Below are 12,702 nucleotides of genomic sequence, written 5' to 3'. Positions count from 1 at the left end.
GTCGAGCTTGTTCCGGAGTTGCGGCATGGGGGACGGGGTGGTAGACGCACAACTTTACGACAAATTCAAGGACAGAGGATTGCCATGCTTGACGCGAAATTTATTCGTCAGTCTTCGGAACGCGTACGCAAGGCCCTGGAGGATCGCGGGGCCGATATCGACCTGGATGCTTTTCTGGCCATGGAGGAGCGGCACCGCTCATTGCTGCAGGAAGTGGAAACAGGCAAGGCGCGGCGCAACCAGGCTTCCGCCGAGGTGGCCAAGCGCAAGCGGGCCAAGGAAGACGCGTCCGCTCTGATGGACGAACTTTCCGAGCTGTCTCAGAGGATCAAGTCTCTGGATACCGAACTGAAATCCCTGGAGCAGCAAGTCCAGGACTGGCTGCTCAGCGTGCCCAACCTGCCGCACGAAACCGTTCCTTTCGGACGCAGCGAAGCCGATAATCCCGTTCTGCGCACCTGGGGCGAGCCGGCTACGCCGGATTTTGCCCCCCTGGAGCACTGGGAACTGGGCACACGCCTGCAGGGGCTGGATTTTGAGCGGGCCGCGAAAGTCACCGGAGCCAGGTTTGCCCTGATGACCGGCTGGGCCGCCAGGTTGGAGCGGGCACTGATCAACTTCATGCTGGATCAGCATACCCGGCGCCATGACTACCTGGAAGTCCTGCCGCCGTTCATCGTGAACAGGGACAGCATGACCGGTACCGGCCAGCTGCCCAAATTCGCCGACGATCTCTTCAAGCTGGAGGAGACCGACTACTTCCTGATTCCCACGGCCGAGGTTCCCCTGACCAATATCCACCGGAGCGAAATCCTCGGCGAGCACGACCTGCCCCTGGCCTATGCCGCCTACACGCCCTGCTTCCGCTCCGAGGCCGGTTCCTACGGCAAGGACACCAAAGGGCTGATCCGGCAGCATCAGTTCAACAAGGTCGAGCTGGTCCGGTTCACCCATCCCGATTCCTCCTACGACCAGTTGGAACTGCTCCTCGGACACGCCGAGGCCATCCTCCAGCTCCTGGAGCTGCCGTACAGGGTGATCACCCTGTGCACCGGTGATATGGGTTTTGCGGCGGCCAAGACCTACGACATCGAAGTCTGGCTGCCCGGCCAGAATGCCTTTCGGGAAATCTCCTCCTGTTCCAACTTTGAAGACTTCCAGGCCCGGCGCGCGAACATCCGGTTCAAGCCCGCCGGCGGCGGAAAGAATCTCTTCGTGCACACGTTGAACGGCTCGGGACTGGCCGTGGGACGAACCGTGGTGGCCATTCTGGAAAATTGTCAGCAAAAGGACGGCAGTCTGGTCATCCCAAAGGTGTTGCGGCCCTTCATGGACGGGAAGGAAGTCGTGGAGCCTCGATGATTGCCGCCCCCAGGGCACGACGGGCGCGGCGGGCGCGGCCCCAGTAAGCCTCCTGCGGCACCAGGCAATTGCAACAGCAAAGGTGTGAACTGAAAACATGTATGCCATCGAAGCGGAAAACGTGGGGAAGCGCTACTATGTCCAGAGCATCGGGCAACAGACGTTGTTCAGCACCCTTGCCGGAGCCTTCAAGGGCGGTTCGAGGCAGGAATTCTGGGCTCTGCGGGGCCTGAACTTCAAGGTGCGCAAGGGCATGACCGTGGGCGTGGTCGGCCCCAACGGCTCAGGAAAAAGCACGCTGCTCGGCCTCGTGGCCGGGACCATTACGCCCACCGAGGGCGAAATACGCACCCATGGCCGAATCTCGTCCCTGCTGGAACTGGGCGCGGGTTTTCACCCTGATCTTTCCGGGCGGGAAAACGTGTTCCTGAACGCATCCATTCTGGGCATTCCCCGGGACTATGTCCTGAAACGCTTCGACCACATCGTGGATTTCGCGGGCCTGAGGGACTTCATCGATACGCCGGTGAAGCATTACTCCAGCGGCATGTACGTGCGGCTGGGATTTGCCGTAGCCGTGGAGATGGATCCGGACATCCTGCTCATCGACGAGGTTCTGGCCGTGGGTGACGCGGCGTTCCAGATGAAATGCCTGGACCGGGTCCGGCAGTTCCAGAAAAAGGGCAAGACCCTGTTTCTGGTTTCCCACGCCCTGGAAACCGTGGGCGAGTTCTGCGACGAGGTCATGCTGATCCATGACGGCCGCTTGCTGGACCAGGGCGATCCATCAACGGTGATTTTGAGTTATCTGAAGTCGTACATGGTGCGCATCGGCATGCTCAACGTGGAGGAACACGGCACCAAGGACGTGGAGATCGAGGAAACCCTGCTCCTGGATGAATCCGGCAAGGAGACGAACATTTTCGAGGCAGGGCAGGAAATGATCGTGGAAGTTCATTACCATGCCAGGAAACGGATCGAGATGCCGGTTTTCGGCTTCAACATCAAGACGGGCAACGGAATCTACGTTTTCGGCTCCAACACCCAGATCGCCAAAACATCTTTGGAGTTCATCGAGGGCCGCGGCGTGATGCGCCTGCGCATTGCCCCGCTGACCCTCAAACGCGGCAATTTCTTTCTCTCTCTGGCCATCCACTCCTGGGACCATACCGTCCAATTCCACCGCCGCGAGGACTGGTACCCCTTCATCATTCGCGATGCCAGCGAGTCTCCGGGCCTGGTGCACCTGAACACGACCTGGAAGCTGGAGCCGGAACACGCCGAATAGAATCGCCGCCAGATACGCATCGAAGATTTCCTGATCCATTAGACAGCCAGCCCCTTGTGTCTTACAAATCATCCATGACCATACTGAAGACACCCGCGCGCTACGCCCTGGTTTCCGTGGCCGCCTCGTTGGTGACCATGGCCCTGAAATTTTGGGCTTTCTGGATGACCGGCTCCGTGGGCATCTTTTCCGATGCCGCCGAATCCGTGATCAACCTCGCGGCAGGGCTGGTCACGTTTACAGCGCTGATCCTCGCGGCGCGTCCCGCGGACAAGCGGCATACCTATGGGCATGACAAGGCAGAGTACTTTGCCAGCGGCGTAGAGGGCACCCTGATCCTGATTGCAGCCGTGGCGATTTTCTACACGGCCCTGCAACGGCTGTTCGCGCCGGAACCCCTGATGAGCCTGGGGCTTGGCGCCGTGGTGCTGACTGTCGCCGCCTTGATCAATCTGGGTGCGGCCCGGCTTTTGTTGCACGGCGGCCGCAAGTTCGACAGCATCGCTCTGGAAGCGGACGCCAGGCATTTGATGACCGACGTCTGGACGTCTTTTGCCGTTATCCTGGGCGTTGCGGTGATCATGGTGGCTCCGGAAGAATGGGTTTACCTTGATCCGCTGATCGCCATGGCCGTGGCCGTGAATATTTTGCGTTCCGGAGTCGACCTGCTGCGCCGTTCCTGGTGTGGCCTGATGGACCACACCCTTCCCGCGGCCGAGATCCAGATCATCAAGGATGCCCTGCAACAGCAAGCGCCGGACGCTCCCTTTCACGGATTGCGTTCCCGTAAATCCGGCTCAAAGCGCTTCATCGACGTCCATTTGCTGATTCCAGGAAAATGCACGGTGAAGGAGGCACATGATCTGTGCGACCGCATTGAAAAACGTGTTGAATCGCAGCTGGACAATGCCTTTTTGACCATTCACGTGGAGCCGGTGGAAGACGTTTCTTCCTGGGACGGGCACTGCATCGGCGGCGTAGCCAATGACGGATCGGATCAGGAGGCAAAACCAGCCAAGAACTATTCATAACCACGGAGGACGACATGGAGTTCGGACGGATGATCCAGCTTGCCGGCGTATTGGGAGTTCTTGGGCTGCTCGGTTTTTTCAAGCCCATGTTCAGTGCCTTTTCCGCCTTTGCCGCCTTTGGCGCCTGGGGGGCTCCAGGACGGTGGCGCTGGCTCGGATACTTCGGCTTTCTCGGCTTTCTCGGCCTGCTCGGATTTTTCCGCTAACGCATGCTTTGGGCTCTGCTCGCCCTGGGCACGGCTTTTTTCGAGGCCGTCAAGGACACGCTCAGCAAACGCCAGTTGGTGCTGGGCGATGAATATCTGTTGGCGTGGTCGTACTGCGTCTTTGGATTGCCCCTCACCGGTCTCTATCTCATGTGGGACGGCATCCCGCCTATCGGGGACGACTTTCTCTGGGCGCTGTTCCTCGGAGTCGGCCTGAACATGGTGGCCGTGACTCTTTATATGAGGGCGATCAAATCTTCGGATCTTTCGTTGACACTGCCCATGCTTACGTTCACTCCGCTGTTCATGCTGGGCACCTCGCCGCTGATCCTGGGAGAATTCCCTGAGCTGCGCGGGGCGATGGGCATGCTCCTGATCATCACCGGGGCCTACGTGATGCATCTGGGGCGCCAGGCGCCGGGTCTCCTGGCTCCATTTCGGGCCTTATGGGACGAACCGGGCCCCAGGATCATGCTGCTGGTGGCCTTTTTGTGGAGCTTTACGGCCAATCTGGACAAGGTTGGCGTGACCAACTCCTCCCCCGCCTTCTGGCTCTTTTGTTTTTTTATCGCCATGAGCCTGGGCCTCCTGCCGGTGGTGCTGCTGAAATCGCACCGTCCGCGGCAGCAACTGCGCCGTAATTTCAAAGCCCTCTCTCTGGTGGGTCTGTTTGGGGCCTTGGCTCTGGTCCTGCAGATGTGGGCCATTACCCTGACCTTGGCAGCCTATGTGGTTTCCATCAAGCGCATGAGCGTCGTCTTTGGCGTTTTTTTCGGCCACTTCGTTTTCGGCGAGAAAGACTTGGGGCGACGAGTCGCCTGCGCCGCCTTGATGGTGGCTGGAGTCGCCTTGATCTCCATAAACTAGATTGAAGCGAAATTCCTCATCCGTTATCCACATTATCTCCACGTTTTTCATCGAAATAAGATGTCTGTATGTCGGACATGCTTTACCTTTATTACATTTCTGTGTACCTGAGCACTCAGTCACAGTATTCTAATGCTTTCATGAGGGAGAAATGATGTCGCAAAAATCTGCAAAAGATCACAAGTCCGCTCCGGAGCAGGGGCCGATTCCGGATAAGGGTCTGACCGATAAAATTGAAGCGGAAATCGGCGCCCAGTCCAGACAATTTTATGACAAGCTTGTGGAGCACTGGCAAAAGTTTGCCGTTGCTGTTGCGGCGCTGGTGCTGCTGATTTCCGGAGCCGCGGGCTGGGGCGCCTATCAGGAAAGGCGGCTGGCCAACAGCGAACAGGCTCTTGATCAGGTGTTGCTGTCAACTCAGGGCACGCAGCGACTCAATGCCCTTATGGAAATCGAAGGACGAATGGTCAAGCCCCTGTTGCCCCGCCATCATCTGGAGACGGCCAGGACGGCCCAGGAGGTTCAGAACTGGGCCACGGCACTGGAGTACTGGAATCAACTAGCGGCGCTGACCCCGATCAACTGGATGACCACGGCTCGACTCGGTCAGGCCACGGCTCTGCTGCACCTTGGTCAGGCCGGCGAGGCCGTGACGGAATTGCAGTCATTGCGCAACAGCGTTTCGGAAGAGTTCTTGCCCATTGTCCTCTGGCAGCTGGCCGAAGCGGCGGAAGCAGCCGGGAACTGGGAAACAGCCCTGAACACCTATGACGAACTCAAGGCTCGCGGCGCCACTCAACATGCGGAATTCCTTGAGTTCCGGAAGACCAGAATTCGTCAACAAATGGCCCATGAAGCATCATAAAAAGTAAACCCTAACTGTTACTGAACAGGAATTGCCATGGACTTACTACTTACAGGACAAGCGGGAGAAAAACATCTCCTATTGGGCAATGAGGCCATTGTCCGCGGCGCTTTGGAGGCAGGCATCAACTTCATTGCATGCTATCCGGGAACGCCGTCTTCCGAAGTGCCGGACACTTTCTTTCGCTTGAGCGAGAAGGGTTCTTACACTTTTGAATACTCCGCCAATGAAAAGGTGGCCCTGGAGGTCGGCATCGGCGCCACGGTGGCCGGCGCATTGACTCTGGTCACCATGAAGCATGTCGGCGTGAACGTCGCGGCCGACGCATTGATGAGCGTGGCCTATTTCGGTTCGCCCGGCGGCCTTGTGCTGCTCAGCGCCGACGATCCCGGTTGCCATTCCAGCCAGAACGAACAGGACAACCGCTACTATGCCCGCCTGGCCGGCCTGCCCTGCCTGGAGCCCTCCTGCGCCCAGGAGATGAAGGACATGACGAAAACGGCCCTGGAACTGTCCAGAAAGCACGAGCAGCCGGTCATGCTGCGCACCAGCACCCGGGTGAACCATCAGCGCGGGGAAGTGGTTTTCGGCGACATGCGTGAACCTCTTCAGGTCAGTGAGTTTGTCACGGACCCGCGGCGCTTCGTCATCATCCCCGCGGTAGCCCGGGCCCGGCACAAGATTCTGCTGGAAAAGCTGAAGCAATACCGGGAGGAAGCCGAGAATTCGCCTTACAACACCGTCTCCGGTCAGGGCGAGGTCGGCTGCATTGCCTCGGGGATCAGCCGGGCCTATCTGCAGGACGCACTGATGGACCTTGACCTGAAGGACAAGATCCGGGTCCTGGAGCTGGGTTTTTCGTACCCACTGCCCGAGCGGATGATCGAGGACCATCTCCGGAAGCTCTCCAAGGTAATCATCGTTGAAGAGGGCGAGCCTGTTCTGGAAACCGAAATCCGGGCCATGGCGCAACGACTTGGCCTGTCCCTGGAAATCCATGGCAAGGGAGAGCATCTGCCCCTGTTCGATGAATACTCCTCCCTGATTCTCAAGCAGGCCCTGACAGCGATCCTGGATCTGCCGGGCGGGATGGCCGCCTCCTGTCCCACGCCCCAGCAACTGCCCATGCGGCCGCCGAACATGTGCCCGGGCTGTCCGCATCGTTCCGTGTTCTACAGCGTGCGCCAGGTCTTTGGCGATGATGCGCTCTATTCCTCGGATATCGGCTGTTACACCCTGGGTGTTCTCCCGCCGCTACGGGCCGCGGACACCTGCGTCTGCATGGGTGCCTCCATCTCCACAGGCTCGGGTCTGGCCAAGGTCAGCGGACGCACCGTGGTCGCCTATATCGGCGACTCCACCTTTTTCCATTCCGGAATCACGGGGTTGGCCAATGCCGTCTACAATCAGCGCGACATGCTGGTGATCATCCTGGACAACAAGACCACGGCCATGACCGGCCAGCAGCCGCATCCCGGCGTGGAACACAGCTTGCTGGGGCCCAATCCCGCAAGAGTGGACATCCTGGCCCTGGTCAAGGCCTGCGGCGTTGAACACGTCCTGGTGCAGAACCCTCTCAACCTGAAGGCCACCAAGCAGGCCCTGGAAGAGCTGAAAGCGCTCTCCGGCGTCCGGGTGCTGATCACCGAAGAGCCCTGCCCGCTCTTTGCCCGCAGAGCGCTGGGCCGGAAACGCGCCGCCGTGGCCGTGGTGGAGGAAGGTTGCGATGAGTGCAACGAATGCATGGACCATCTGGCCTGCCCCGCTTTCTACGTTCAGGACGGGAAAATGGCCATCAGCGAGAGCCAATGCAACGGATGCATGTTCTGCGTTCAGATCTGCGATCACATCAAACCCCGGAAAAGGAGCTGACCATGTCCCGCATGAGAATTTTTTTTACCGGCGTGGGCGGACAGGGCACGGTCACGGCAACCCGGCTCCTGGCCCAGGCCGCTCTGGATGAAGGCATCCAGGTCGTATCGGGCGAAGTGCACGGCATGGCCCAGCGTGGTGGTATCGTCGAGTCCACCGTGCTGATCGGCGGCTATGTCAGTCCGCGCATCAGCCCCGGTGAAGCGGATGTCCTGCTCGGCTTCGAACCCTTGGAAACACTGCGCGCACTGGCCTACCTCGCCCCTGGCGGCCTGATCCTGAGCAGCAGCGACCAGTTGCCGCCCATCAGCGTGACCTGCGGCCGCGAAAAGGCTCCGTCGTTTGAGGACATGGAGCGCATGGTCAGGGAATGCACAAGCAATGTGCACTTCCTGCCCTGCCAGCGCCTGGGCTCCGAGGCCGGATCATTGCCAGCGGGGAATCTCGCCCTGCTGGGCGCGTTGTGCGCCCTGGACCGCCTGCCTTTCGGCCTGGAGAGAATGGAGAAAACCGTCTCCTCATCCATAGCCCCGAAACTGGTGGAAGCAAACATCAAGGCCCTGCATCTCGGCGCGCAAGCCGTACGTAGCTGAACGCGATGCGCTGATTTCCCGGCCGAAACATGCTGGAAGTCAGTCGAAAATATAAATCCCAAACAGCCGACTGCCGGCTACTGAACTCTCGCTGCTCGACAACCGGCGGTCTTCACCCATGGAAGCAATTCCTGATGAAGACCGCCGGTCCTGTTGCCGAGCCCACCAACACGAACGCCTTCTCCATCCGAACCGTCAAAGGACGCCATGCCATCCCGTGCAGTAACACTGGACAATCTTTCCCTTTGCCTGGACACCTTGAAACAGATTCTGGACCAGATGCAGCCGGATGTGCATCTGGAAACCAGTCTGAAATCGGTGCTCCAAGTCTTGTCCCACAATCTGGGATATGTACGCAATTTCCTGGCCATCTACGATTCCGAAACCCACAGTCTGAAGCTGAGCCTGACCCACGGACCGCAAAAACCGACCCAGGTATCCTATGGCGAAGGACAAGGGGTGACGGGGCAGGTGCTCTCCACCGGCGAGCCGATCATCGTCCCGGTTATCGGAGAGCATCCTGAATTTCTGAACTGGGCGTTCGGGCGAAGCAAGGAGGAAATGGCCAGCCTGGCCTTTGTCAGCGTTCCGGTGGTGCATGAAGAACGAGATGGGCAGGGGCGGGAAATTCTTGGCGTGCTCAGCGTGGATCTGCCCATCGCGCCAATGCAGGTCCTGCAGACCCATTGTCGATTTCTGGAAGTGGTGGCCAGGATTATCGCCCACCGCGTGGCCCGCCTGCAGGAGGACATGGCCAGACAGCAGCACTTGATGGCCCAGGGTCTAGCCATTTACGACGCGGGTTTTTCGCCGAAAAACATTGTTCATGCCTCAAAAAGCATGCGGCTGGTGCTCCAGCAGATCAGTCAGGTCGCCCCAAGCAGAGCCACTGTGCTGCTGCGGGGAGAATCCGGCACGGGCAAGGAACTGCTGGCCGAGGCCATTCATATGGCCAGTCCGCGCGCCGGAAAGCCGCTGGTCAGGCTGAACTGCGCCGCCCTGCCCGCGGAACTGGTGGAGAGCGAACTGTTTGGGCATGAAAAAGGCGCCTTCACCGGAGCGGTGCAGAACAAGAAAGGTCGCTTTGAGCTGGCGCACCAGGGCACCCTGTTTCTTGACGAGATAGGGGAATTGAGTCTGGATGCGCAAGCCAAGGTGTTGCGGGCGATCCAGGAAAAAGAGATTCAGCGCCTGGGCAGCGAGCAGACCATCATCGTGGATACGCGGCTGGTGTGCGCCACAAACCGTCAGCTCGAGGACTTGATTGCCGCCGGACAGTTCCGCGAAGACCTGTTCTACAGAATCAACGTCTTCCCGATCTACGTTCAACCCCTGCGGGAGCGCCGGGAGGACATCCTGCCCTTGGCGGAACATTTCCTGGATACCTTTTCCAAGGAATACGGCCGGCAGATCCGGCGCATCTCCACTCCGGCCCTGGACCTGCTGACCCAGTACCACTGGCCCGGCAATGCCCGGGAACTGCGAAACTGCCTGGAACGGGCAGTGTTGCTGTGCACCGAGGAGGTCATCAGGACGTATCATCTCCCGCCGACCCTGCAGACTGCGGAAAGCTCGGCCACGGACACGGATCTGTCCTTCGGAGAGGCCGTGGCCAAGTTCGAGCAGGAGATCATCGTTGATGCGCTGAAAAAGGCTCGCGGCAACATGCTGCAAACCGCCCGCGATCTGCGCATCAGCTACCGCATCGTGAACTACAAGATCAAGAAATACGGCATCGATCCCAAGAAGTTCGCCACCCGCCCCGTCGCTCCCCAGCCCAAATAACCATCTCTGCTCGTAAACCGCTCAGCTTCAGTGCGAGAAGAGGTTAAGCTGAGCGCAAACTTGTGGCAGGCAGGACCTGGATTCCCTACCTCGCGGGAATGAATGGCCTTGCTTTATGCCAACGTCAGACCAGTCACACCCGCGAAGGCAAGTATCCCGGTTAATTCGGATGAGCCGAGTAGTTACCCCGGCTCATGTTCACGGTATCAGCGAAGCCAGGATCTTGTCATGCGTCAAGGTCAGCAATGCCGGCATGCCGAGAGTTGTTTTCAGGAATTCTTTCATGACCAGGCTTTGCAGGGCATAGTCGGAGTAATGCTCCAACGGATCTTCCTCGGCCAAAAGCCGCTGGAATGAGCGTCTGGAGAGAACGGGGTCCTCTACGCTGATATTGCGTAGATTTTCAATATATGGGCCCAATGTTCGCGACAACTCCAGGCGGTCCATGTCTTGAACATGCCTGGTCATGGCTTGGAATGTTTCGATGTCCGGCAACCTGTCGGACTCCATCAACTTGATCAGGCTTTGAGCATATCGCTGACAGCCCTCGCGGACATGCCCGCTACGCACCATGTTCATCCCGGACCAACCGGCTCTGACCCACTTGAACATGACATGCTGTGAGCGTTCCGGGTCGGATTTGTCAGCGGAAAGGACGGTCACGGAAAATGAATCGAACATATAGGAGTTGACCCAGCCGAGTCCGCCTTTTGTCAGTCCCTCTTCATCCGTATAGAAATAATTCCAGTCCGCATCATCGCCGATGACCACGCCCTTTCTGCCCACACTGGACTGATCTTTCTGTTTGCTGATGGAAAGCAGATATTTTTCGCCGCCATGGTTGACCAGCAAGATCAGCCTGTTGGTCTGATAGGTATAATATCCGCCGGTAGTCACGTCCGGCGTATTCTCTTCCGTTTCCTGACCGTAAACAGGGACCACGGCATTTTCGGGCAAATCATGCCAGAGCGCGGGGATGTCTTCGGAGGGTTGTTCATTCCATTTGCCGACACGAACCACAGATGGATGAAAAATTGAAGGCGGCAATTCGGGGTGATAGAGATATTTCACGATCCGATCCACAGGTGATGCAATAGTGTAGCCGAAGTAGGCGCCTGTGGCTTCATGAAAATTCTCCACTTTCCAGTTGTCGTTGGACAAGGCGGTATTCTTCGCGAAATCAAGAAGTGGCGCCACTTCACCGAGCATGATTTCTCCACGATCCTGGACCCGTTGGACAAGGGCGGCAAGACTCGTGGAAACTGTTTCCGGAAGCTCTTTCTCCATTGAATGGGAAGCCCGAAGAGCTTGAGGATTGAATAAAAAGGCGGTCATGATCATTAAAACCAAAGCCATGGTACAGAAACCGGATCGCTGTAATTCTCGTCGCGTCATGCCGTCGTATGCTCCTCAACTAGAGGTAAAAAAGAAGGACCGTGCGGGCTCGAGCAGGCCAGCAGGTCCTGGACCATAAACTTGCCATGTGCCAAGTGCAAACCAAGTAACAATTATCACCACAAAACAAAAGGCCGCCGCGGTTCGGGTCGGCTGTGCCACTGGCGCTTCGGAACAGGCACGGCAGGTAACTGCTCAATAACTTGTGGCAAGCATGACCTGGATAGCGGAACGCGCCGGCTTTCGCCGGTATGACGTCATCATGCAATGACTAGCCAACTCAAGTCATTCCGACGAAAGTCGGAATCCAGATGTTTTCCTTCGGCATCAAATTGCCCGGTGTTATTGAAGAGTTACCACGACAGGACAAAAAAGAGGATAAACTGATCGCTATTTTTTGACGCCTACCGTGACAGTCGAATAATTCGCTCTGACAGAAAAAATGGCCTAAATGTTCAGCACATACAGACCAAGAAAACTTGTGGCAATCAAAGGATAAATTCCTGGGAGCGCCGCACCCCAGTGCGGCAGCCATGTAATGCACGCAGGGCAAAGTTTCGGCTGAAGCATGGCCCCCCTCGCAGCTTGGTCACGAAACTTCGCTAAAATGGGAATCATTGCACCGGATTCCGTGTCGGCCGATCTTTGAGCAGTTACATTAAAATTTTGTAACTGCTCAGCATCAAAGCAGGAAAAGGTTGCTTTTACATCTTGTGGCAAGCATGATCTGGATTTCCGCCTTCGCGGGAATGACTTGTTTTTCAATGCGTCACCGAGTCCGTCATACCCGCGAAGCCTGTCCTCGTGCGGACGGGGATCGGGTATTCGGTCCACTTGTGCTCGGATGAGCTGAGCCGTTACCTTTTTCTTGAATTTGCTGAATAGATAAAAAAAAAGCCGCTCAAAAGGAGCGGCTTTTTTTGTGAAAAAGTGGCAAGTTAATCGTCAGTATATCCATGTCCCTGCATCATTGGACAATGCATCATGCGGCCCATTCCGTGTACACCCTGGCCTTTGCCAAGGGCACCGGCTCGGATCAAATGACCTTTTCCTCGAAAACACCACGCCGCAAGTCCGTATTCACCCTCAAGATGTCGCCGTACAACTGGGTAATTTCCTGGATTACCTCATTGGCGGCATCCTGATTTGCTTCGGGAGAAGCCAGAAGGACGTCCAGTTCCGCCTGCTTGGCGCGCATGCGCAAGTTGTAATGCATGACTTCCTTGCGGTGGGATTCGATCATGTTCGTGAGAGCCTCACGCTGTTCTTCGGACAGATCTCCAAGAACCGGATGCGCTGCCATACCCTGTGTTTCCTGATCTTGAACTCCATGCTGGTGCTGAGCGAAAACAGGAGCGGACAACAAGGCCAGTACAAGAAGCGCAGCGCTGATGGTAGTGAGTTTTTGCATAACGACCTCCGGAATAGGTTGCGGTTG

The 12,702-nt window shown here is 57.6% G+C and carries 12 protein-coding genes; 9 read left to right on the top strand and 3 right to left on the bottom strand.

Annotated elements, in window-relative coordinates; translation table 11 throughout:
- The first annotated feature begins 84 nt into the window (after positions 1-84).
- The 9 genes from serS (at position 85) to ACYQ15_RS16280 (ending at position 9,869) form a co-directional block, all read left to right on the top strand.
- Positions 85-1,362, top strand: a complete 1,278-nt coding sequence (gene serS / locus ACYQ15_RS16320; protein ID WP_459938564.1) for a serine--tRNA ligase — start codon at positions 85-87, stop codon at positions 1,360-1,362.
- A 97-nt stretch (positions 1,363-1,459) separates the two neighbouring features.
- Positions 1,460-2,650 (top strand): ABC transporter ATP-binding protein, encoded by a 1,191-nt coding sequence (locus tag ACYQ15_RS16315; protein ID WP_459938563.1) that lies wholly within the window; start codon positions 1,460-1,462, stop codon positions 2,648-2,650.
- Positions 2,651-2,724: 74 nt separating this feature from the next.
- Complete coding sequence (locus tag ACYQ15_RS16310) at positions 2,725-3,681, top strand: cation diffusion facilitator family transporter (protein WP_459938562.1); 957 nt, start codon at positions 2,725-2,727, stop codon at positions 3,679-3,681.
- A 14-nt stretch (positions 3,682-3,695) separates the two neighbouring features.
- Complete coding sequence (locus ACYQ15_RS16305) at positions 3,696-3,887, top strand: hypothetical protein (protein WP_459938561.1); 192 nt, start codon at positions 3,696-3,698, stop codon at positions 3,885-3,887.
- 3 nt (positions 3,888-3,890) lie between these two features.
- Positions 3,891-4,754 (top strand): EamA family transporter, encoded by an 864-nt coding sequence (locus tag ACYQ15_RS16300; RefSeq protein ID WP_459938560.1) that lies wholly within the window; start codon positions 3,891-3,893, stop codon positions 4,752-4,754.
- A gap of 151 nt (positions 4,755-4,905) precedes the next feature.
- Positions 4,906-5,619, top strand: coding sequence for a hypothetical protein (locus ACYQ15_RS16295; protein ID WP_459938559.1), 714 nt, complete (start codon positions 4,906-4,908; stop codon positions 5,617-5,619).
- A gap of 36 nt (positions 5,620-5,655) precedes the next feature.
- Positions 5,656-7,491 carry an indolepyruvate ferredoxin oxidoreductase subunit alpha gene (gene iorA / locus ACYQ15_RS16290; RefSeq protein ID WP_459938558.1) on the top strand — a complete coding sequence of 612 codons (1,836 nt, stop codon included), beginning with the start codon at positions 5,656-5,658 and terminating at the stop codon, positions 7,489-7,491.
- Between the two features lie 2 nt (positions 7,492-7,493).
- Positions 7,494-8,084, top strand: a complete 591-nt coding sequence (locus ACYQ15_RS16285) for an indolepyruvate oxidoreductase subunit beta (protein ID WP_459938557.1) — start codon at positions 7,494-7,496, stop codon at positions 8,082-8,084.
- Between the two features lie 207 nt (positions 8,085-8,291).
- Complete coding sequence (locus ACYQ15_RS16280) at positions 8,292-9,869, top strand: sigma-54-dependent Fis family transcriptional regulator (protein WP_459938556.1); 1,578 nt, start codon at positions 8,292-8,294, stop codon at positions 9,867-9,869.
- Between the two features lie 198 nt (positions 9,870-10,067).
- On the opposite strand, the gene ACYQ15_RS16275 is transcribed toward ACYQ15_RS16280, so the two are convergent.
- The 3 genes from ACYQ15_RS16275 to ACYQ15_RS16265 all read right to left on the bottom strand — a co-directional run bounded on the left by ACYQ15_RS16275 (position 10,068) and on the right by ACYQ15_RS16265 (position 12,675).
- The gene (locus ACYQ15_RS16275) at positions 10,068-11,264 is read right to left on the bottom strand and encodes a hypothetical protein (protein WP_459938555.1); all 1,197 of its coding nucleotides are present in this window, start codon (positions 11,262-11,264) and stop codon (positions 10,068-10,070) included.
- Between the two features lie 447 nt (positions 11,265-11,711).
- Entirely contained in the window at positions 11,712-11,984 is a 273-nt protein-coding gene (locus ACYQ15_RS16270; protein WP_459938554.1) for a hypothetical protein, read from the bottom strand.
- Between the two features lie 316 nt (positions 11,985-12,300).
- The gene (locus ACYQ15_RS16265) at positions 12,301-12,675 is read right to left on the bottom strand and encodes a periplasmic heavy metal sensor (protein ID WP_459938553.1); all 375 of its coding nucleotides are present in this window, start codon (positions 12,673-12,675) and stop codon (positions 12,301-12,303) included.
- Positions 12,676-12,702: the final 27 nt, after the last annotated feature.

The organism is Desulfonatronum parangueonense (assembly GCF_054656975.1).
This window is presented reverse-complemented; position numbering and strand designations above follow the sequence as displayed.

Bases quoted from the DNA above. Each gene is read 5' to 3' on its own strand.
- ACYQ15_RS16285 (WP_459938557.1), top strand. From the start codon at position 7,494: ATGTCCCGCATGAGAATTTTTTTTACCGGCGTGGGCGGACAGGGCACG.
- ACYQ15_RS16305 (WP_459938561.1), top strand. From the start codon at position 3,696: ATGGAGTTCGGACGGATGATCCAGCTTGCCGGCGTATTGGGAGTTCTT.
- iorA (WP_459938558.1), top strand. From the start codon at position 5,656: ATGGACTTACTACTTACAGGACAAGCGGGAGAAAAACATCTCCTATTG.
- ACYQ15_RS16280 (WP_459938556.1), top strand. From the start codon at position 8,292: ATGCCATCCCGTGCAGTAACACTGGACAATCTTTCCCTTTGCCTGGAC.
- ACYQ15_RS16300 (WP_459938560.1), top strand. From the start codon at position 3,891: ATGCTTTGGGCTCTGCTCGCCCTGGGCACGGCTTTTTTCGAGGCCGTC.
- ACYQ15_RS16295 (WP_459938559.1), top strand. From the start codon at position 4,906: ATGATGTCGCAAAAATCTGCAAAAGATCACAAGTCCGCTCCGGAGCAG.
- serS (WP_459938564.1), top strand. From the start codon at position 85: ATGCTTGACGCGAAATTTATTCGTCAGTCTTCGGAACGCGTACGCAAG.
- ACYQ15_RS16265 (WP_459938553.1), bottom strand. From the start codon at position 12,675: ATGCAAAAACTCACTACCATCAGCGCTGCGCTTCTTGTACTGGCCTTG.
- ACYQ15_RS16275 (WP_459938555.1), bottom strand. From the start codon at position 11,264: ATGACGCGACGAGAATTACAGCGATCCGGTTTCTGTACCATGGCTTTG.
- ACYQ15_RS16310 (WP_459938562.1), top strand. From the start codon at position 2,725: ATGACCATACTGAAGACACCCGCGCGCTACGCCCTGGTTTCCGTGGCC.
- ACYQ15_RS16315 (WP_459938563.1), top strand. From the start codon at position 1,460: ATGTATGCCATCGAAGCGGAAAACGTGGGGAAGCGCTACTATGTCCAG.